This is a genomic window from Oerskovia turbata (assembly GCF_000718325.1).
GTDB lineage: Bacteria > Actinomycetota > Actinomycetes > Actinomycetales > Cellulomonadaceae > Oerskovia > Oerskovia turbata.
In genome coordinates, this window is the sequence record NZ_JOFV01000008.1 from 73,371 (window position 1) to 93,127 (window position 19,757).

General features: G+C 70.5%; 20 protein-coding genes, 1 other RNA gene and 1 pseudogene. 19 read left to right on the forward strand and 3 right to left on the reverse strand.

Annotation, left to right across the window (positions count from 1 at the left end; all coding sequences use genetic code 11):
- The first annotated feature begins 60 nt into the window (after nucleotides 1-60).
- The 16 genes and pseudogenes from IE95_RS0110180 to ssrA all read left to right on the forward strand — a co-directional run bounded on the left by IE95_RS0110180 (nucleotide 61) and on the right by ssrA (nucleotide 13,287).
- Entirely contained in the window at nucleotides 61-1,308 is a 1,248-nt protein-coding gene (locus IE95_RS0110180) for a TadA family conjugal transfer-associated ATPase (protein WP_030151522.1), read from the forward strand.
- 1 nt (nucleotide 1,309) lies between these two features.
- The gene (locus IE95_RS0110185; protein ID WP_030151523.1) at nucleotides 1,310-2,170 is read left to right on the forward strand and encodes a type II secretion system F family protein; all 861 of its coding nucleotides are present in this window, start codon (nucleotides 1,310-1,312) and stop codon (nucleotides 2,168-2,170) included.
- Entirely contained in the window at nucleotides 2,167-3,114 is a 948-nt protein-coding gene (locus tag IE95_RS0110190; protein ID WP_030151524.1) for a type II secretion system F family protein, read from the forward strand. The genes IE95_RS0110185 and IE95_RS0110190 overlap by 4 nt, the downstream gene beginning before the upstream one ends.
- 123 nt (nucleotides 3,115-3,237) lie before the next feature.
- On the forward strand, nucleotides 3,238-3,429 hold the full coding sequence (locus tag IE95_RS0110195) for a hypothetical protein (protein ID WP_030151525.1): 192 nt from the start codon (nucleotides 3,238-3,240) through the stop codon (nucleotides 3,427-3,429).
- On the forward strand, nucleotides 3,426-3,845 hold the full coding sequence (locus IE95_RS0110200) for a TadE/TadG family type IV pilus assembly protein (protein WP_051702983.1): 420 nt from the start codon (nucleotides 3,426-3,428) through the stop codon (nucleotides 3,843-3,845). Before IE95_RS0110195 ends, IE95_RS0110200 begins: the two co-directional genes overlap by 4 nt.
- A complete protein-coding gene (locus tag IE95_RS0110205) occupies nucleotides 3,842-4,399 on the forward strand; it encodes a pilus assembly protein (protein WP_240666158.1) in 558 nt (185 codons plus the stop codon). The genes IE95_RS0110200 and IE95_RS0110205 overlap by 4 nt, the downstream gene beginning before the upstream one ends.
- 29 nt (nucleotides 4,400-4,428) lie before the next feature.
- Complete coding sequence (locus IE95_RS0110210; protein WP_030151528.1) at nucleotides 4,429-4,917, forward strand: pilus assembly protein TadG-related protein; 489 nt, start codon at nucleotides 4,429-4,431, stop codon at nucleotides 4,915-4,917.
- A gap of 233 nt (nucleotides 4,918-5,150) precedes the next feature.
- Nucleotides 5,151-5,756 carry a hypothetical protein gene (locus IE95_RS0110215; protein WP_129429478.1) on the forward strand — a complete coding sequence of 202 codons (606 nt, stop codon included), beginning with the start codon at nucleotides 5,151-5,153 and terminating at the stop codon, nucleotides 5,754-5,756.
- 124 nt (nucleotides 5,757-5,880) lie between these two features.
- Nucleotides 5,881-7,110 carry a WxL protein peptidoglycan domain-containing protein gene (locus tag IE95_RS0110220; protein ID WP_129429477.1) on the forward strand — a complete coding sequence of 410 codons (1,230 nt, stop codon included), beginning with the start codon at nucleotides 5,881-5,883 and terminating at the stop codon, nucleotides 7,108-7,110.
- Nucleotides 7,111-7,182: 72 nt separating this feature from the next.
- On the forward strand, nucleotides 7,183-8,307 hold the full coding sequence (gene prfB / locus IE95_RS0110225) for a peptide chain release factor 2 (RefSeq protein WP_030151531.1): 1,125 nt from the start codon (nucleotides 7,183-7,185) through the stop codon (nucleotides 8,305-8,307).
- A 181-nt stretch (nucleotides 8,308-8,488) separates the two neighbouring features.
- Nucleotides 8,489-9,169: pseudogene (gene ftsE, locus IE95_RS0110230) on the forward strand (cell division ATP-binding protein FtsE); the annotation flags it as partial.
- 204 nt (nucleotides 9,170-9,373) lie between these two features.
- Nucleotides 9,374-10,285: a permease-like cell division protein FtsX gene (ftsX, locus tag IE95_RS0110235; RefSeq protein ID WP_030151533.1), complete on the forward strand. Its 912-nt coding sequence runs from the start codon at nucleotides 9,374-9,376 to the stop codon at nucleotides 10,283-10,285.
- A 1-nt stretch (nucleotide 10,286) separates the two neighbouring features.
- Nucleotides 10,287-11,657, forward strand: coding sequence for a M23 family metallopeptidase (locus IE95_RS0110240; RefSeq protein WP_030151534.1), 1,371 nt, complete (start codon nucleotides 10,287-10,289; stop codon nucleotides 11,655-11,657).
- Nucleotides 11,658-11,774: 117 nt separating this feature from the next.
- Entirely contained in the window at nucleotides 11,775-12,245 is a 471-nt protein-coding gene (gene smpB / locus IE95_RS0110245) for an SsrA-binding protein SmpB (protein WP_030151535.1), read from the forward strand.
- Between the two features lie 130 nt (nucleotides 12,246-12,375).
- Complete coding sequence (locus IE95_RS0110250; RefSeq protein WP_030151536.1) at nucleotides 12,376-12,789, forward strand: hypothetical protein; 414 nt, start codon at nucleotides 12,376-12,378, stop codon at nucleotides 12,787-12,789.
- A 129-nt stretch (nucleotides 12,790-12,918) separates the two neighbouring features.
- Nucleotides 12,919-13,287, forward strand: a transfer-messenger RNA (tmRNA) gene (ssrA, locus tag IE95_RS20140).
- 101 nt (nucleotides 13,288-13,388) lie between these two features.
- Here the strand turns inward: ssrA and IE95_RS0110255 are convergent.
- The 3 genes from IE95_RS0110255 to IE95_RS0110265 form a co-directional block, all read right to left on the reverse strand.
- A complete protein-coding gene (locus IE95_RS0110255; RefSeq protein ID WP_030151537.1) occupies nucleotides 13,389-13,769 on the reverse strand; it encodes a hypothetical protein in 381 nt (126 codons plus the stop codon).
- Complete coding sequence (locus IE95_RS18895) at nucleotides 13,762-14,739, reverse strand: DUF4349 domain-containing protein (RefSeq protein ID WP_051702985.1); 978 nt, start codon at nucleotides 14,737-14,739, stop codon at nucleotides 13,762-13,764. Before IE95_RS18895 ends, IE95_RS0110255 begins: the two co-directional genes overlap by 8 nt.
- A gap of 214 nt (nucleotides 14,740-14,953) precedes the next feature.
- Complete coding sequence (locus tag IE95_RS0110265) at nucleotides 14,954-16,000, reverse strand: LLM class flavin-dependent oxidoreductase (RefSeq protein WP_030151539.1); 1,047 nt, start codon at nucleotides 15,998-16,000, stop codon at nucleotides 14,954-14,956.
- Nucleotides 16,001-16,058: 58 nt separating this feature from the next.
- Here IE95_RS0110265 and IE95_RS0110270 point away from each other — a divergent pair, with 58 nt between their 5' ends.
- From IE95_RS0110270 to IE95_RS0110280, 3 genes are all read left to right on the forward strand, one after another.
- Entirely contained in the window at nucleotides 16,059-16,967 is a 909-nt protein-coding gene (locus tag IE95_RS0110270; protein WP_030151540.1) for a carbohydrate kinase family protein, read from the forward strand.
- Between the two features lie 174 nt (nucleotides 16,968-17,141).
- Nucleotides 17,142-18,302 (forward strand): ROK family transcriptional regulator, encoded by a 1,161-nt coding sequence (locus IE95_RS0110275; protein ID WP_030151541.1) that lies wholly within the window; start codon nucleotides 17,142-17,144, stop codon nucleotides 18,300-18,302.
- 133 nt (nucleotides 18,303-18,435) lie between these two features.
- Nucleotides 18,436-19,722, forward strand: coding sequence for an extracellular solute-binding protein (locus IE95_RS0110280; RefSeq protein ID WP_030151542.1), 1,287 nt, complete (start codon nucleotides 18,436-18,438; stop codon nucleotides 19,720-19,722).
- The last annotated feature ends 35 nt before the right edge of the window (nucleotides 19,723-19,757 follow it).

A 19,757-nucleotide genomic window follows, 5' to 3' on the forward strand; every position in this document is an offset into this window, starting at 1 on the left:
CCCGCCGGGTGGTCGACTGCGCGGGGGGCGCGCAGGGACGCAGGGGAGCGTGGCACGACGATGAGCACCGCAGGCGTGGCGATCCTCGAGCGCGAGGTCCGCGAGCTGATCCGCCGCCGAGGCGTCGACCCGCTGCGCGACAAGGCGGGCATCGACCAGCTCGTCGCCGACGCCCTGGCGGACTACGACACGAGGACCGCGCTGGGCGTCGTGCCCCCGCTCGCCGATGTCCCGGGCGCCGTACGGGCCGTGCTCGACGCCGTCGCGGGGCTCGGCCCCCTCCAGAAGTACCTCGACGACCCGGAGATCGAAGAGGTCTGGATCAACTCGCCCGCACAGGTCTTCGTCGCACGCGGCGGGAACGCCGAGCTCACCTCGACCATCCTCACGAGCGCCCAGGTCCGCGACCTCGTCGAGCAGATGCTCAAGTCCTCCGGCCGGCGCCTCGACCTCTCGAGCCCCTTCGTCGACGCCGCGCTGCCCGGGGGCGAGCGCCTGCACGTGGTGATCCCGGACGTGACGCGCGAGCACTTCGCGGTGAACATCCGCAAGCACGTGGTGCGCGCCTCGCACCTGGAGCACCTGGTACGCCTCGGTTCGCTGACACCGCACGCCGCGGCCTTCCTGCACGCCTCGGTCAGGGCCGGTCTCAACGTGCTCGTGGCGGGCGCCACGCAGGCAGGAAAGACCACCATGCTCAACGCGCTCGCCGGGTCGATCCCTTCCCACGAGAGGGTCATCACGTGCGAGGAGGTGTTCGAGCTACGGTTCGCGGTGCGCGACATCGTCTCGATGCAGTGCCGCCAGCCCAGCCTCGAGGGCACGGGGGAGATTCCGCTGCGGCGCCTGGTCAAGGAGGCGCTGCGCATGCGCCCCGACCGGATCGTCATCGGCGAGGTGCGCGAGGCGGAGAGCTTCGACCTGCTGATCGCCCTGAACGCCGGAGTTCCGGGGATGTGCACGATCCACGCCAACTCGGCCCGCGAGGCGATCGCCAAGATGTGCACCCTGCCCCTGCTGGCCGGGGAGAACGTCTCGGACCGTTTCGTCGTACCGACCGTGGCCGGCGCGGTCGACGTCGTCGTCCACCTGGGGGTGACCGCGGACGGCCGGCGCCAGGTCCGGGAGATCGTCGGCGTGCCGGGCCGCGTGGAGCAGGGGGTGGTCGAGACCTCGGACCTCTTCCACCGGGTCGGGGGGAGCCTCGTGCGCGGTGACGGCTTCCCGCCGGCGCAGGACCGGTTCGCCCGGGCCGGGATAGACCTCGCGGCGTTGATGGTCGGCCCACGACCGGGCGAGGTCCGCTGACATGGGCGTCATGGTGGGCCTGCTGCTCGGGGTCGGGGCGTTCTGCGTGTGGTGGGCCTGGTGGGAGCCGACCCCTCGCCCGCCCCGTCGGACCGACGGCTGGTCGGCGAGGACGCAAGACCTCCTGGTGCTCGCCGGGGCACCGACCGTCACGCCGCGTGCGTTGGTCGCTGCAAGTTCGGCGCTCGGTGTGTTCGTCCTGTTGGCGGTGGTCACGCTCACCCGTGCACTGCCCGTCGCGGTGTGCTTCGCGGCGATGGCGGCCGCCGCACCCTCTGCGCTCGTGCGCTCGCGTGCCCGACGACGACGCTCGAGCCTGCGGGACGTGTGGCCGGAGGTCGTCGACCACCTCGCCTCGGGGGTCCGTGCCGGGCTCTCGTTGCCGGAGGCGGTGGGGCAGCTCGGAGAGCGGGGCCCGGTCGAGCTGCGCGAACCGTTCGCTCGCTTCGGCCAGGACTTCCGGGCGACCGGTCGGTTCAGCGACTGTCTCGACACGCTCAAGGCGCGGCTGGCGGATCCCGTCGCGGACCGCATCGTCGAGGCCCTGCGCATGACGAGAGAGGTCGGCGGCTCGGATCTCGGCAAGCTCCTGCGCACGTTGGCGACGTTCCTGCGCGAGGACGCCAGGACCCGAGGAGAGCTCGAGGCGAGGCAGTCGTGGACCGTGAACGGCGCCCGCCTGGCGGTGGCCGGACCGTGGGTCGTCCTGGCTCTCCTGGCCACGCGACCCGAGACGGCCCAGGCCTACAACTCCCTCCAGGGCGCAGTCGTGCTCGGAGCGGGTGCGCTCACCTCTCTGGTCGCCTACCAGGTCATGCGACGCATCGGGCGGCTGCCCGAGGAAGTGCGGGTCCTGCGATGAGCGGCGGTGGGGTCGAGGTGTCGTGGCTCGGTGTCGTCGCAGGAGCGGCTCTCGGGTGCGGACTCCTCATGGTCGTCTCCCGTCTGCGGGCGAGGCGGATCCGCCTCGACGAACGCGTCGGACCGTACCTGCGGGTGCTCGGCACGACGTCGGCCCTGCTGCGGGAGCCGACCGCGCCGTCGCCCTTCCCTGCGCTCGACCGTTTCGTGGGCCCGTGGCTCACCGAGGTCGGGAGGACCCTCGAGCGGTTCGGGTCGACGCGCGCGGTGCTCCGCCGACGCCTCGACCAGGCGGGGCGAAACGAGAGCGTCGACCAGTTCCGCGCGCAGCAGGTCGTGTGGGCCGTGCTCGCCCTGGTCGGTGGGCTGCTCCTCGCCCTGCTCCTGGCCGCGACCCGGGGCTCGTCGCCCGTGGTCCTCGCGGTGCTCGTCGCCTTCTGCGGGCTCGGCGGCTTCCTCGGCTGCGATCACCGGCTCTCGCGCCAGGTCGCGCGGCGCGAGGAACGCATGCTCATGGAGTTCCCCACGGTCGCCGAGCTTCTCGCACTGTCCGTCGGGGCAGGGGAAGGGCCCGTCGCGGCGATGGAGCGTGTCGCGACCATGGCCCGCGGCGAGCTGTCGGCGGAGCTGGCGTTGACGCTCTCGATGGTCCGCTCGGGGGTGCCGTTGGCGCGCGCACTCGAAGCGTTGGCCGATCGGACCGCGTTGACGAGCCTGACCCGCTTCGCCGAAGGCGTCGCCGTGGCGGTCGAGAGGGGAACCCCGCTCGCCGACGTCCTGCGTGCTCAGGCGCAGGACGTGCGAGAAGCGGGCCGTCGGGCCCTCATGGAGTCGGGCGGGCGCAAGGAGGTCCTCATGATGGTCCCCGTGGTCTTCCTGATCCTCCCCGTCACCGTCGTTTTCGCGATCTATCCGTCGATCGCGACGCTGCGGATCGGCCTGTGAGCACGCGGCCGAGACCCGTTCACCCGACGGACCCTGCCCATGACCTGCCCATGATGTGGACGTACGACCTGGACCACGGCCGCGCACCGACGACGCGGTCGGCCGACCGAACGAGGGAGCACGATGACGAGACGACCGACGATCCTGAACGGCCGGGTCCGGCAACGCCTGGGGGCACCGGAGCGTGGCGACGTGCCGGGCTGGGTCCTGGTGACCTTGATGACCGCAGGCCTGGTCATCGCCCTGTGGGCCGTCGCGGGCCCTGCGCTCACGGACACGTTCACGAAGGCGATCAACAGCGTCGGCGGTCCGTGACCCACGTGCGCCGACGCGTCCGGGCCGCCGGTCGGGACGTTCCCGTGCACGAGGGCGGTTCGGCTGTCGTGGACTTCGTCCTGGTCTCCGTGATCCTGCTCGTGCTGTTCCTGGGAGTCCTGCAGGTGGTTCTCGCGTTGCACGTGCGGGCGATCGTGATCGACAGCGCGGCCGAGGGCGCCCGGCTCGCTGGCAGGGCGGACCGGACCCCTGTGGACGGCGCGGCGCGCACACGCACGCTGATCGACGCGGCCTTGTCCGAGCGTTTCGCGCAGGACGTCTCGGCCCGGGAGGTCGACCACGACGGGCTGCGTGTCGTGGAGGTGACGGTGACCTTTCCGTTGCCCGTCGTCGGGCTGCTCGGCCCTTCGGGAGCCGTCACGGTGGACGGGAACGCTCTGGAGGAGGAGCAGTGAGCAGGCGCGGGGGATCGGCCGCTCCGCGGCGCGACAGGACGGATCCGACCGGTCCGTCGCTCCGGACGTGGCGCGTCGCGGCTGGTGCCCTTGCGGGACGTCGCGGCGGCCAGCGCCCCCTCGGCGAGGAGGGCAGCGCGATCGTCGAGTTCCTCGGGGCCGCGCTGCTCCTCCTGCTGCCCGTGATGTACCTCGCGCTGACGCTCGGACGGATCCAGGCGGCGACCTTCGCGGTCGAGGGCGCCGCGAAGGAGTCGGCTCGTGCCTTCGTGACCGCCGACTCGGTCGCGCAGGGCGAGGCCCGCGCGGGCGTCGCGGTCTCCCTGGCGCTCGCCGACCAGGGGTTCACCGACGTCCGACCCGCCGACGTGCTGTCGATCGCGTGCTCGGCGTCCCGCTGCCTGGACCCCGGCAGCGAGGTGGGCACGATCGTGCGCTACGACGTGCCGCTCCCGTTCGTGCCGCCAGGAGTGCGGTCGTGGGTGCCGTTGTCCGTCCCGGTCGAGGCGGCCCACGTCTCGTCCGTGGACCGGTACGCGGGGGCGCGCCCGTGAGGGGCCGGAGCCGTCGGTCGCTGCCGACGGTGCGTGGGCTCTGCGGAGCTGTCGTCGCCGCCGTACGAGGACGCGGCGACCGCGGCCAGATCCTGCTCCTCACGAGCGCCTTCGTCGCGTTCGCGCTCCTGCTCGTGACCGTGGTGGTCTCGGCGACGGGGGTCCACCTCGACCGCAAGCGACTTCTCGACGTGGCGGACGCCGCCGCGATCGACGCGGCCGACTCCATGGGCGAGGACACCTTCTACGAAGGGCAGGTGCCCGTGCCCCAGGAGCAGGCGGTGCTCCGCCTGAGCGACGAGGAGGTGCAGGCCTCGGTCGAGGAGTTCCTGGCAGCTCATCCCGGGATGCTGGACGACCTGCATGCTGTCACCATCGTCGAGGCGTCGACGCCCGACGGACGGACCGCGCAGGTCCGGCTGGCCGGGACGTCCCGTCCCGTCCTCGTCAGCTGGGTGACGCAGCTGTGGTCGGACGGCATCCTCGTGCGTGCAGAGTCCAGCGCGCGAGCCTGGTGATGCGGTCCGCTGCCGAACGAGTGGCGGACGGAGGTGTCGAACGAGTGAACATGATTGAGTTATCGCTCACATGATCGTTAACTTTCTTAACGAAAGATGCGACTTTTGACGGGGGGCTGCCAAAACCGCTGGTTCGCCGCTATGGTGATCCGGTCCGACACCCTCCAACGACGGAGACTTACATGAACGCACGTGCAAGGAAGCAGTGGATTGCCGGCGGAGCACTCGGTGCGATGCTTCTCGGAACAGTGGCGATGGCCTCCGGGGCCGCCGCCGACGAGGTGACCCACGGTGAGGAGGACGTCCAGATCGAGGTCGCCGTCACGCCGGTCGGAGCGCTCGCGCTCAACGTCGCCAACCCGTCCGTCACGCTCGGCGAGACGACCGACACCGACATCTGGGCTGCCGGGAACCGTGAGTTCACGGGTCTCCTCGACGGCATCAGCGTGACCGACGACCGCAACGACGTGGGTGCGGACGCCAGCTGGACCGTCACGGGCCAGGTCAGCAGCTTCACCGCTGCGGGGCTGCCGGAGATCTCCTCCGACAACCTCGGGTGGGTCCCCGAGCTGGCGAACCCGATCCCCGGTGACTTCAACGTCACGCCCGGCCAGCCGGTCGCCGGCGAGCTCCAGGAGGTCCCGGAGGGGGAGGGTCCCGGGGGCGACTGGCTCACGGGCGGCGTCCAGGTCGGTGACCTCCTGGTGTCGAGCGGCTCGTCGCTCGAGGCCAAGGGGCAGTCGTTCGGCGTCAAGGCCGGCCTGAACCTCACGGTCCCGAAGGGCACGCCCTCCGGTGCGTACGCGTCGACGCTGACGCTCACGCTCATGGAGAGCTGACAGCTCCTCGGGATTCGAGTCACGGACGGTGACGACGCAGGGCCGGCGGATCTCCGTCGGCCCTGTACCGTCTCCGGAGCAGCAACCCGTTCGAGGAAGACCGGAAGTCGTGGTGAGCAAGGACATGAAGAACGCACGTGAGGCAGGACCTCGACCGACGAGGTGGACCATCGCCGGGCACCGCACGGCACTCGCAGCACTGGGAGCCCTGGTGCTCAGCCTGGTCGGCGCCGTCGGAACGGCCCACGCGAGCGCACCCGACCCCGACAGCTTCAGGTTCTCGGTCACCACGGCCTCGCCCGAGGGGCCCGACGACCGCAGGATCTTCGACTTCGTCGCGGAACCAGGTGCCCAGATCCAGGACCAGGTCGCGGTCTCCAACCACGGTCCGGCCCCCGTGACGTTCGCCATGGTCACGAACGACGGCATCTTCACCCCCACGGGAAGCTTCGACATCCGTACCTCCGACCAGGAGCCCCAGGACTCCGGCGGCTGGTTCGAGGTCCAGCCGAGCGTGGAGGTCCCCGCGGGGGAGACCGTGATCGTGCCGTTCACCATCACGGTGCCCGAGAACGTGACGCCCGGCGACCACCCCGCCGGTATCGTCGCGACCGTCACGACGGCAGCCTCCGCCTCAGGGCCGGGGGTCGGCGTCGAGAGCCGGGTCGGCGTGCGGGTCAACCTGCGGGTCCCGGGGGAGGTCGTGCCCTCGATCGCGCTCGGCGACGTCAGCGCGACCTACACGCCGTCGTGGAACCCCTTCGCCCCCGGCGACGTCCGGGTGTCCTACGAGGTGACCAACGACGGGAACCTGCGGGTCGCCGGGGATCAGACGATCACGGCGTCCGGACCGTTCGGCATCGGCGCCGCCACCCTGGACCGCGGAGTCGAGGGGATCAAGGAGCTCATCCCCGGCACCTCGCGCTCGACCGCGGCGACGATCGGTGGGATCTGGCCCGTCGGGCCCGTGACGACCGAGATCGTCGTGACACCCGCGCTCGTCGAGACCGAGGGCGAGACCGGTGGGGCGATCGACGTCCCTGCGGCAGACCTGCGACCCGTCACCGTCACGGTGACGACCTGGGCGGTCCCCTGGGTCCACCTGCTCCTCCTCGCGGTGGTCGTGCTCGTCGTGATCGGGGTGCGGGACAACCGTCGTCGGCGCACGCAGCGTCTGGAGGCTCTCCTGGCGAGGGCGCGTGCCGAGGGCCGCGCCGCGGCAGCCGGAGAGCCCAGTACCGGAGCGGCCACCGCGCCCGGCGACCCGGCACCCACGGCACCCACCGCGACCACGGCACCCGACGCCCTCGCCGAGCCTGCCCGGGGGACCCGAGCGCCGTCGTCGGGCGACTGACGGAGACGCCGCGGGCGCGCACCCGCGGGACCGGGCCGTGCGGGTCGCCGTCGTCGCGTAACCTTGAGGACCGTGGCCACCATCGACTTCCCGCACGAGATCCGCGCCCTGCGATCGACGCTCGACACCATCAGCGCCGTGAGCGACCCCGACGCCCTGCGCGTCCAGATCGCCGAGCTGTCGGACAAGGCGTCGGCGCCGGACCTGTGGGACGACCCGGACGCCGCCCAGAAGGTCACGACGGCCCTGTCGCAGACCCAGTCCGAGCTCGACCGCATCACCAACATGAGCGACCGGATCGACGACCTCGAGACGCTCGTCGAGATGGCCAGCGATGCTGACGTCGGCGACGCTGACAGTGCAGCGACTCTTGCCGAGGCGGGCTCCGAGCTCGAGCTGATCCGCAAGGACCTGGGCGTGCTCGAGGTCAAGACCCTGCTCTCGGGCGAGTACGACGCACGCGAGGCCGTCGTGACGATCCGCTCCGGTGCGGGCGGCGTCGACGCCGCCGACTTCGCGGAGATGCTCATGCGCATGTACCTGCGCTGGGCCGAGCGTCACGGCTACCCGACCCAGGTGCTCGACACGTCGTACGCCGAGGAGGCCGGGCTCAAGTCCGCGACGTTCGAGGTCAAGGCGCCCTACGCGTTCGGACACCTGTCGGTCGAGGCCGGCACGCACCGCCTGGTGCGCATCTCGCCGTTCGACAACCAGGGCCGGCGCCAGACGTCGTTCGCGGCGGTCGAGGTCATCCCGCTCATCGAGCAGACCGACTCGGTCGAGATCCCCGAGTCCGAGATCAAGGTCGACGTCTTCCGCTCGTCGGGCCCCGGCGGACAGTCCGTCAACACGACGGACTCGGCCGTGCGCATGACCCACATCCCCACGGGGATCGTCGTCTCGATGCAGAACGAGAAGTCGCAGATCCAGAACCGCGCCGCGGCCCTGCGCGTGCTCCAGTCGCGCCTGCTCCTGCAGCGCCAGGCCGAGGAGAGCGCCGCCAAGAAGGCCATGGCGGGCGACATCAAGGCGAGCTGGGGCGACCAGATGCGCTCCTACGTCCTGCACCCGTACCAGATGGTCAAGGACCTGCGGACCGAGTACGAGGTCGGCAACACCTCAGGGGTGTTCGACGGCGACATCGACGGCTTCATCGAGGCCGGGATCCGGTGGCGACGCAGCGCTGACCAGGCCTGACGGTGCGGCCGGGACCTCGTGTCCCGGCCCCGTCCGTCACCCGGGGTGAAACCTCCCACCAGGGCGCCGGATACGGACGTACCCGGCGTGTCAGCGGTGTCAGGCGTTTCGGGCGTGCCTACTCTCGTGGGCGACCAGCGAACACTTTTCGCTTCCCCCCACGAGAGACTGGTCAACCCCTGTGATCCGTTTTGAGAACGTCTCGAAGGTCTACGCCCGTGGCGCCAGACCTGCCCTGAACGGCATGTCCGCCGAGATCGAGCGCGGCGAGTTCGTCTTCCTGGTCGGCGCCTCCGGCTCCGGCAAGTCGACGTGCCTGCGGCTCGCCCTGCGCGAGGAGCGGCCCACCCAGGGCAAGGTCTTCGTCGCCGGGCGCGACCTGTCGACCCTGTCGAGCTGGAAGGTCCCGTCGCTGCGTCGGCAGATCGGCGTCGTGTTCCAGGACTTCCGGCTCCTGCAGAACAAGACGGTCTTCGAGAACGTGGCGTTCGCGCTCCAGGTGACGGGCAAGCCCCGCCACATGATCGCCGTGACGGTCCCCGAGGTCCTCGAGACGGTCGGTCTGCAGGGCAAGGAGAAGCGCCGCCCGCACGAGCTCTCGGGCGGTGAGCAGCAGCGCGTCGCGATCGCGCGTGCCTTCGTCAACCGGCCCTCGATCCTGCTCGCGGACGAGCCCACCGGGAACCTCGACCCCAACACCTCGCTGGGGATCATGAACCTCCTCTCACGCATCAACGCCACGGGCACGACGGTCGTCATGGCCACGCACGACTCCGGTTTCGTCAACCAGATGCGCCAGCGCGTCATCGAGCTCTCGAACGGGGTCGTGCTGCGCGACCAGAAGGACGGTGTCTACGGCGCGGGGGTCCCCATGCCCGACGACGACGCGCTCCGTGCGCCCTCCGGCCACCTCGCGGCGCGACCGTGGTCGCCCCCGGTCGAGGTGCGCCCTGTGCCCGCGATCGAGCGCCCCGCGCAGGTCGAGGCGGCCTCGGCGAGCACGACCCAGGGGTCGGCCGCGAGCTCGACGCAGATGCAGCAGTCCGGCCGGGGGGAGTGGTAGCAGGTGCGTGCCCAGTTCATCCTCGCCGAGATCGGTGCAGGCCTTCGTCGCAACCTCGCGATGACCATCTCGGTCGTCCTCGTGACCTTCGTGTCCTTGACCTTCGTGGGGGCGTCCGCGCTCCTCCAGCTGCAGATCGACAAGCTCAAGGACGACTGGTACGACCGGGTCGAGGTCTCCGTCTTCCTGTGTCCTATCGACTCCCCGAACCCGACGTGTGCCGGCGGCGAGGCGTCGCCCGAACAGATCGACTCGCTCGAGACGCTGTTCGCGAGCGAGCTCGGTGACGAGGTCCAGACCGCCTTCTTCGAGTCGAAGGAGGACGCGTTCGGGGCGTTCCAGGAGCGGTTCCCCGACGGGTACAACGGGACGCAGCTCACGGTCGACGACATGCAGGCCTCGTTCCGCCTCAAGCTCACCAACCCGGAGAACTACGAGGTCGTCAACGACGTCGTCACCGGACGTCCAGGCGTCGAAGGGGTCGAGGACCAGCGTCGGATCTTCGACTCGCTCTTCCTGGCGCTCAACCGCGCCTCGCTCATGGCCGGTGGCCTCGCCGTCGTGATGATGCTCGCCGCGGTGCTCCTGATCACCACGACGATCCGTCTGTCGGCCATGAGCCGTCAGCGCGAGACCGAGATCATGAAGCTCGTCGGGGCGTCCAAGCTGTTCATCCAGCTGCCGTTCATCCTCGAGGGGGCGATCGCCGCGGTGGTCGGTGCGTTCCTCGCGGTCGGGGGCCTCTGGCTCGGGGTCAAGTACCTCGTGACGGACTGGCTCCAGAGCTCCGTGAGCTGGATCGCCTACATCTCCGAGGCGGACGTGCTGCGCATCGCGCCGCTGCTGCTTCTCCTCGCATTCGTCCTGGCGGCCATCTCCTCGGTCGTCACGCTCAGCCGATACACGAGGGTGTGACATGTCCCAGCTGACCCGACGCCTCGCAGCGGGCGGAACCGCGCTGCTCCTCCTCCTGGGAACCGCTGTCGTCGCGACCGCGGACGACCTCGACGACCAGCGCGCGGCCGCAGAACGCCGCCAGAGCCAGGCGCTCAAGGACCGCGAGGGTCTCGAGTCGGAGCTCGAGGGCACCGACGCGGCGCTGGCTCAGGCGATCCTCGACCTGCAGACGATCGAGGGTCGTCTCCCGGTGGCGCAGGCAGAGCTCGACACGGCGACGGCCGAGCTCGAACGCACCCAGCGCGAGGCTGCGCAGCTCGAGGTGCGTCTCCAGGACGCACAGGCCGAGGAAGAGGCCATCAGCCTCGACATCCAGGAGTCCGCGGGCAAGGCGAGCTCGGCGAAGTCCAGCATCGCCGAGATGGCACGACAGGCCTACCGGGGGCAGGGGGAGGTCAGCGGGCTCGGCATCGTGACCGGTGCGCAGAGCACCGAGGACTTCATCGAGCAGTACGCGATGTCGACGACCGCCGCCCGCACGCAGGCCCGCACCCTCACGGACCTCCAGGAGGCCGAGTCCATCGCGCGCAACCGGGAGGCCCGGTTGACCGCGATCCGCGAGACGATCGCGGACCTGAAGGTCCAGGCCGACGAGAACGTCGTCGCGGCTGACGCTGCGCGCACGGCGGCGGCGGACCGCAAGGCCGAGATCGAGGGCCTGATCGTCGAGCAGCAGGCGAAGCAGGCGACGATCGAGTCGCGCAAGGAGGCCGCTCTCGCCCAGATGGCGGCCAACGAGCAGGCGCAGGCGGCTCTGACCGCCGAGCTCCAGGGGATCATCGCGGCCCAGACCGAGCGTGACCGGAAGGCCGCCGAGGAGGCGGCCAAGCAGCCGCCGCCCGCCACGGGCGGCGGGTCCGGTGGCGGTGGCGGCTCCGGCGGTGGCTCCGGAGGCGGCGGGGGTGGCGGTGGCGGCGGCGCATCGACCGGCAAGTTCCTGTCGTACCCGACCGCCGTCCCGCACATCACCTCTCGCTACGGGATGCGCCAGCACCCGGTGCTGCCGGACACGTACCGGCTGCACGCGGGGACCGACTTCCGCGCGTACTGCGGCACCCCGATCTATGCGTCCGCAGGTGGCACGGTCCTGTTCGCCCGGGCGTACGGTGGCCTCGGCAACCAGGTCATGATCAACCACGGCACCGTCAACGGGTCCAACCTCATGACGAGCTACAACCACCTGTCCAGGTTCGCGGTCCGCGCCGGCCAGAGCGTCTCGAAGGGCGCCCTCGTCGGGTACTCGGGGACGACGGGCACCAGCCAGGCCTGCCACCTGCACTTCGAGGTGTACGTCAACGGCGCGACGGTCAATCCGGAGAACATGCTCTGAGGTAAAGACCTACGGGTCGCGGGCCGAACTCGCGTAACCTGGGACGTCGCGTCGCACGGCGCGGGTGGGCCCGTCCTGGGCGCACCACGGAGCTCGAGCAGATCGGAAGATGCCCTCATGGCGAAGGAGACTGGCCGCAAGATCATCGCCAGCAACCGCAAGGCCCGCCATGACTATCTGATCGTCGACGTGTTCGAGGCCGGGCTCGTCCTGAGCGGCACCGAGGTCAAGGCGTTGCGTCAGGGCCGGGCCTCGCTGCTCGACGGCTACGTGGCCGTCGACGGTGGCGAGGCCTGGCTCGAGAACGTGCACATCCAGGAGTACTCGCAGGGGACGTGGAACAACCACGCTCCTCGCCGCAAGCGCAAGCTGCTGCTGCACAAGGACGAGATCTTGCGGCTCGAGGCGAAGTCCCGCGAGAAGGGGTACACGATCGTGCCGCTCTCGCTCTACTTCCTCGACGGTCGCGCGAAGGTCGAGATCGCGCTCGCGCAGGGCAAGCGGGAGTACGACAAGCGTCAGGCGCTGCGCGAGCAGCAGGACAACCGCGAGGCGCAGCGCGCGATGCGCCACCGGCAGAACCGGTGACGTGCGCGCGCGGGTGAGCGCCGTCGTCGTGCCTCCGGCCGGGGGCGGCCTGCGGCGGGTGAACGTGCATCCGCCTGCCCGACGACGTAGCGTCGCAGGGTAGTCGTCGTCACCTTGTCGAGGAGGCCCCGTGGTCAAGCTCCGTCAGTACATCCCGCGCGTCGCAGCAGGCGCGTTCATCCTCAACTCCGGGCTCACCAAGCGCAGTGCCGACGAGGCGACCGCGCAAGGAGTCCACGGGATGGCCGCAGGGACGTTCCCGTTCCTCGAGGACCAGGACCCCGTGCAGTTCACCAAGACCCTCTCCACGACCGAGATCGCGCTGGGCACGGCCCTGCTCGTACCGTTCGTCCCGACCGGCGTGGTCGCCCTGGGCCTGGGCGCCTTCTCGGCAGGCCTCGTGGCGATGTACCTCAAGACGCCGGGGATGACCGAGCAGGACGGGATCAGGCCGACCCCGCAGGGGATCGGTCTCGCCAAGGACGTCTTCCTGCTGGGTATCGCCGGCGGGCTGCTGGTCGACGCGCTGAGCCGCAAGAAGTAGCACCGGAAATACGTTCGCCCGCGGTGGTGTTGATCCCGTAGGCTGGTACCACTGACCCGGTGTCGAACCGGACGGACGCCCCAGGCGGACGGACGGGGTGGTGCTCGGTCGGTGATTGACAACTGCACAGGGGGTGATCGGTTTCGACGGTGGTCGTGCTTCGAGGAGAAGCGGGCCGAGGATGCAGACTTATCTCGTAAACGACGTCTGCAAACCAATAGGTGCCGATTCCAAGCGCACCGACTTCGCACTCGCCGCCTGAGCGAGTCTTCGAAGTCCGTCAGCCCGGGGTTGCTCTCGCCCCGGTTCCTGGCGTCAGCTAGAGAGCCACTGCTTACGTCGTTCGTCATCGGCGGCGTAGGGACTCTTAGATGACTGAGCCCGTCAGCACCTTGTCTGTGTGAGTGCTGGGGCCGAGAAAATCAACAGCAGACTGCGCCCGGAGAAGTCCTGGATTTGCGCCACCGGACCGGGGTTCGATTCCCCGCACCTCCACCACGTCGCCCGCGGGCGGCGCATCACCCCAGTTGTCACGACGAAGGGCCGCCCCGCGGGGCGGCCCTTCGTCGTCGCGTTGCGCGGCGGCTGCTGCGTGCCGTTCACGACCAGCCGTTGGCCTGCCAGGCCGCCGCCGCGTCGTCGCCGTCGAGCCACTCGATGCGCAGGGTGTGGTCGGCGAGCTCGAGGCGGCCGGCCTCCCAGGCGTCGATCTCCCGCCCGCGGAGACCCGCGACGTGCCGGTCCTGGTCGTCGCTGAAGGCGTCCGTGCGGTCGGGGTCGTCGAAGTGGACGCGCCACTGCAGGCGCTCCTCCGGGTTGACGTAGGTAGGGAACGAGTGCGGGCCCACGGTCTCCCAGTGGGTGCAGACCCTGGTCACGAGGTGCCCGACGGGGGCGGCGCCGTCGTACAGGCGACCGACACGTCGCCGGTAGGTCTCCAGGCGCCGCTCGTGCTGCTCGACCGCCGACGGCTCAGCCACGGTGACCCCTCGATCCGACGAGGCGCGCGTTCTCGTCGCTGCCCCCTCCGCCGCCGTCCCCGTCCCCGCCGCCGTCGGACGGGGGCCCCTCGTCGGGGCCGGCGAGCGGGGGAGCGCCGGGGCGCTTGGCCCGCACGGCTCGCAGGACCGCGCGCACGACGAGCAGCACGAGCGCCGCGGACACGAGCCAGGGAAGCAGTGCACCGGCGGCGACGACGACCGCGTTGAGCGCGACGAGCAGCGCGCTCCACCCGGCCGCGAGCCCACCGAGGAAGCCCGCCGGGCGGATCGTCGTCTCCGGCGCCTGCGAGAGCACCTGGATGGTGAGCGTCGACATGTCGACGCGGTCGGTGAGCGACGAGCGTTGCGACTGGAGGCTCTCGAGCTCCGCCTGCCGTGCCGTGAGCTCCTGCTCGGCAGCGAGCAGGTCGGCGGTCGTCGTGGCCTCGGACATGAGGGTCTGGAGGCGGGTGACCGAGGTGCCGAGCGCCTGGATACGAGCGTCCAGGTCGATCGCGGTCGCGGTGACGTCCTGGGCGTCGAGGGTCACGTCCTGCACCTCGCCGATCCCGTCCAGCGCGTCGACGGTCGCCGTGACCTTGTCCGCGGGGACGCGGACGGTGAGGCTCCCGTAGGCCTGGTCGTCCTCGCCTGCGTGCTCGGCACGACTCTCGACCCGGCCTCCGGCGGCCTCGACGAGCTCGCTGATGGCCTGGACGGCGGCTCGTGGGTCGGCGGCCACGACGGTGAGGTCACCCGTGGTGATCACCTCGCGGTCCTCGTCAGGGACCGATGCGCCGACCAGCCCGGACCCGCCGTCAGAGGCGTCCTGGGCGACGCTGTCCTGGCTGAACGCGTCGGCGGCGCCCGACGCCTCGGTGCCGCCGTCCGTGGCGGAGCACCCGGCGAGCAGGAGGCCGCCGAGGAGGGCGATCGCGACGATCGACGGCGTGCGGGGCGAGGTGCGCATGCGACGACCCTAGGTGGGGGTTCGCCCGGAGAGCGTCGGTTCGGGCGGATCGTGACCGTGTTGTGAACTCCCCGTCATCGCACCGAGACACGGCGTGCTGCGGGGGCGGGTGGCGCGCGGGGTCGACCGCATCGTGCCCCCGACCTGCGGGAACGCTTCCATCCGCGACGACCCGCCCTGCGCCTCGGCCCGGCGCAGAGCGGGTCGTCGGGGTCTAGCCGAGCGCCTCCCGGACCAGGGGCGCGACCTCGGTGCCCAGCAGCTCGATCGCTCGCAGCGACTCCTTCTGGGGGACACCGGACAGATCCATCTGGAAGATCTGGCGGTCGTGGCCGAGCGCGCCGTGCAGCTCGACGATGCGCTCCGCGACCTCTTCGGGAGCGCCGATGAAGTAGGCACCGCCGCGCGCGGCCGTCGCCTCGTACGAGAGGCGGTTCGGCAGGGGGAAGCCGCGCTCCGCCGAGATCTTCTTCATGTTCTGCAGGTAGTAGGGATAGAAGAAGTCCCGCGCCTGCTTGCCGTCGTCCGCGAGGAACCCCATGGTCGACACCGACACCTCGAGCGCGGCGGCGTCGTGCCCGGACTGGGTCGCGGCACGACGGTACAGGTCGACCAGCGGAGCGAACTGCGCGGGCTTGCCGCCGATGACGGCGTAGTTGACGGGGAGGCCGAGGACGCCCGCCCGCACCGAGGACTGCGGGTTGCCGCCCGTGGCGATCGCGATGTCGAGGTGCTCGCCGCGCCCCGGCTTGTCGAACGGGCGGGGCAGGATCGTCGCGTCCTCGAGCGGCGGTCGGAACCTGCCCGACCAGGTCACGGGCCCACCCTCGTCGAGCAGGCGCAGCAGGACGATCTTCTCGTCGTAGAGCGCGTCGTAGTCGTCGAGGTCGGCCCCGAAGAGCGGGTAGGACTCGATGAAGGAGCCGCGACCGGCGAGCAGCTCGACGCGTCCGCCCGAGTACTGGTCCATCGTCGCGAACTGCTGGTAGACACGCACGGGGTCCTCGGTCGAGAGGACCGTGACGGCGCTCCCGACCGTGATGCGCTCGGTCTGGGCGAGCGCCGCGGCGATCATCGTGGAGGGGGAGGAGATCGCGTAGTCGGGCCGGTGGTGCTCGCCGATGCCGGCGTAGTCGAGCCCGACCTCGTCCGCGAGGCGGATCCGCTCCAGCACGTCGCGCAGTCGCTGGGAGACCGGCATCTGCTCGCCGGTCGTGGGGTCGGGGGCGTTGTCGCCGAAGGTGTAGAAGCCTAGTCGCATGTAGATGCAAACGTATGGAGTAGGAAGATATTCCCCGCCGCATGGGCGAGGATGAGGCGTGCTGATCTGCTGCGGGCTCACGACGTTGGACATCACCCAGGTGGTGCACGTGCTGCCCCGTCCCGACGAGAAGGTCGTCGCGACCTCGCAACGCGCGACGTTCGGCGGACCTGCGGCGAACGCCGCCGCGACGGCCGCGGCGCTCGGGGTGCCCACGCGTCTGGTCACCGCCATCGGCACAGGAGCGCTCGCCGAGGTGGTGCGCGCCGACGTGGTCGCGGCCGGGGTCGAGCTGATCGACGTGACCGCGGACGGTCGCGCCGTACCCGACGAAGAGGCCAGAGGGCCCGCGGTGTCGACCGTCCTGGTGACGGCCGGGACGGGCGAGCGGGCCGTCGTCAGCACGAACGCCACGGACCGTCCGGTCGCGGCGGGGGGCGGGCGCGCGGTGAGCAGCGTCTTCGATCCGGTGGGGCAGGGGGATGTCGGCGGACGCGAGCGCGACGTGCTGCTCCTCGACGGACACCATCCCTTCCTCGCGCACGCTCTCGCGGTGCGGGCGCGCGAACGTGAGGTCCTCGTGGTGCTCGACGGCGGCTCCTGGAAGGACGGCACCGCCGAGCTGGTCGCGCTGTGCGACGCGGTGGTGCTCTCGCAGGACTTCCGGATGCCTGGCGGCGACGTCAGCCGGGTGCTCGAGGACGTGGCGGCTCTCGGCCCGCGCTTCGTCGCCCGCTCTCGCGGGGGCGCTCCCGTCGAGGTGCTCGACGGCGGGGCTCGCTCCGACCTTCCGGTGCCCGCGGCGGGCGTCGTGGTCGACACCTTGGGGGCGGGGGACGTGCTGCACGGGGCGTTCGCCGCGGGGGTGTCCCGAGGGCGGTCGTGGGGGAGCGCGCTGCGGGAAGCCGTGGCCGTCGCGAGCCGTTCGGTGTCCTACGAGGGTGCGCGCGGCTGGATCGGGCGCTGAGGCCGCCAGCGCCGCCAGGCGCCGCCGGATCGTTGGTGTCCTGCGGCTCTGCTGTGGTCTGACCTCGACCTCGACCCCAGGTGAAACGCAGCGGCCCGAACGAAGTACAACGGTTTGGTCTCGACGGCTCGAACGGGTTGACATGCGCTTAGTAAAGGAGGTCTACTAACAAACATGACAACGGCAGTCACGCGAAGCGCAGTCACCAGGAGAGGTCTGAGCACAGGTCTCCGACCCACCTCCAAGGTGCTTCCCGAGCACGCTCGCGCGCACAACCGTTCACTCGTCCTGCAGCACCTCTTCCACGAGGGGCCGACGTCCCGCGCGGACCTCGCACGAGCCACCTCTCTGACCCGGGTCACCATCTCCGACCTGGTCTCGGTGCTCATCGCCGAGGGGCTCGTCGAGGAGCTGGGCATCCGACCCGGCCAGCGTGTCGGCAAGCCCGCCATCCTGATCGGGATGCGGACGAGCGCCTATCAGATCGTCTCCGTCGACCTCACGGACGACGCCCTCATGCGCGGTGCTGTGATGTCCCTGACGGGCGACTTCGTGGTGCGGCAGAGCCTGCCGATCGAGGGGCGGGCCGGCACAGAGCTCGTCGACCTCCTGACGCGCTTCTGCCGTGGGCTCATCGCCGTGGCGACCCGCCCCGTGCTCGGCGTGGGCATCGGCTCACCGGGTGTCGTCGACAGCGAGGGACGAGTCGTCGAGGCGCCGAACCGCCGCTGGTACGACGTCGCGCTCGCGGAGCAGCTCAGCGAGAGCCTGGCGCTGCCCGTGCACGTCGCCAACGACGCGAACATCGCGGCCCTCGGTGAGTTCACGTTCGGCGGCGCGGACGGCACGGGCCTCATGGTCCTCACCGTCGGTGAAGGCGTCGGTGCGGGCATCATGCTCGACGGCTCCCGCGTGCGCGGCGCCGCCGACGCCGCAGGCGAGCTCGGCCACGTCACCGTCGTCGACGACGGGCTGCCCTGCGCCTGCGGGCGGTCGGGTTGTCTCGAGACCGTTCTCTCGGTGCCGGCCCTGCGCCGCGCCGTGGACGGCCTCGACAAGGAAACTTCCGATGCCGTCCTGGCCTCGGTCGGCAGGCTCCTGGGCATCGCCCTCGCGCCTGTTGTGTCAGCGCTCAACCTCGGCGAGATCCTGATCAGCGGTCCGGCGGACCTGCTCGACGGTCCTCTGCGCGACGCAGCGATCGACACCATCAACGCTCGAACCATGCCGGCCATCAACTCCGGCCTCGAGCTCCGGATGGCTTCTCTCGACGAGGACGTCGTCCTCGCCGGGGCAGCGGTCCTGATCCTGTCCGGCCAGCTGGGCGTCTCATGAGCACCGCTCCTGAGTCCCCGACGGGCTGAACGGTCCTGCAGTAATCCCAGTAGCAGTACCGCAGTACCTCCCGTATCACCTCAGGTGGTGTCATCGACGCCGCCACTTCGAATTACCGAGAGGAAGTACCCCAGTGAAGAGGAACCGCCTCGTCGCCACCACGGTGGCTTCGACGATCACCCTGGCGCTCGCGCTGACCGCTTGTGGCTCCGGCGACTCCGGATCCGGCTCAGGCGAGTCCGCTGACGGCAAGGGCGACATCCGCGTCTGGCTCGTCGGCACGGACACGCCCGCCGAGGCTCGCGAGTACCTCAAGACGACCTTCGAGGCCGAGAACGAGGGCTCCACCCTCACCATCGAGGAGCAGTCCTGGACCGGTCTGGTCGACAAGCTCACGACCTCGCTCGCCAGCTCCGACAGCCCCGACGTCGTCGAGGTCGGTAACACCCAGGCAGCGGCCTTCACCTCGTCCGGCTTCTTCACGGACCTGACGGACAAGTACGAGGCGCTCGGCGGCGACGACCTGCTCCCCGGCTTCGTCGAGGCCGGCAGCTACGACGACAAGTTCTACGCGGCGCCGTACTACTCCGGTGCGCGCGCGGTGTTCTACTCGCAGCAGATCGTCGGCGACGGCTTCGTCGCCCCCGAGACGCTCGACGACTACGTCGCCCAGGGCAAGGCCCTCACGACCGACACGCGCTCGGGCATCTACTGGCCCGGCCAGGACTGGTACAACGGTCTCCCCTTCATCTGGGAGAACGGTGGCTTCATCGCCGAGAAGAAGGGCGACAAGTGGGAGGCCGGCTTCTCCTCCGAGGGCGGCATCAAGGGCCTCGAGCAGATCCAGGACGTCATGCTGACGGCCTCGAAGGCTCCGAAGGACGGCCAGGAGACCGACCAGCAGATCCCCTTCTGCGCGGGCGAGATCGGCTTCCTCTCGGCTCCGACGTGGGTCCAGTGGTCGATCAAGGCTGAGGAGACCGCCGAGGCACCGGGCTGCGCCACGACCTACGGCTCCGACCTGCACGCCTTCGCCCTGCCGGGCAAGGAGGCCGGCAAGGCTGCTCAGGTCATGGCCGGTGGCTCGAACATCGCCATCGCGTCGAAGTCGAAGAACCAGGAGCTCGCCCTCAGCGCTCTCGAGATCATGCTGAGCGACGGCTACCAGGAGATCATGGCCACCAACGGCCTGATCCCGGCCAAGGTCTCGCAGGCCAAGTTCCTGCCGGACGACGAGATCACGCAGGCTGGTGCGAAGGCAGCAGAGGCCGCCAAGCTGACGCCGGCATCGCCCAAGTGGGCCGACGTCGAGGCCAAGCGCTACCTCCAGGACGCGTTCGTCCAGCTCGCGCAGGGTGGCGACGTCAAGGCGATCGCGACGAAGCTCGACGAGCAGATCGAGTCGACGCTGAACAGCTGACCCTCGGGTGACCCTCTCGTGAGGGAGGGCCACCG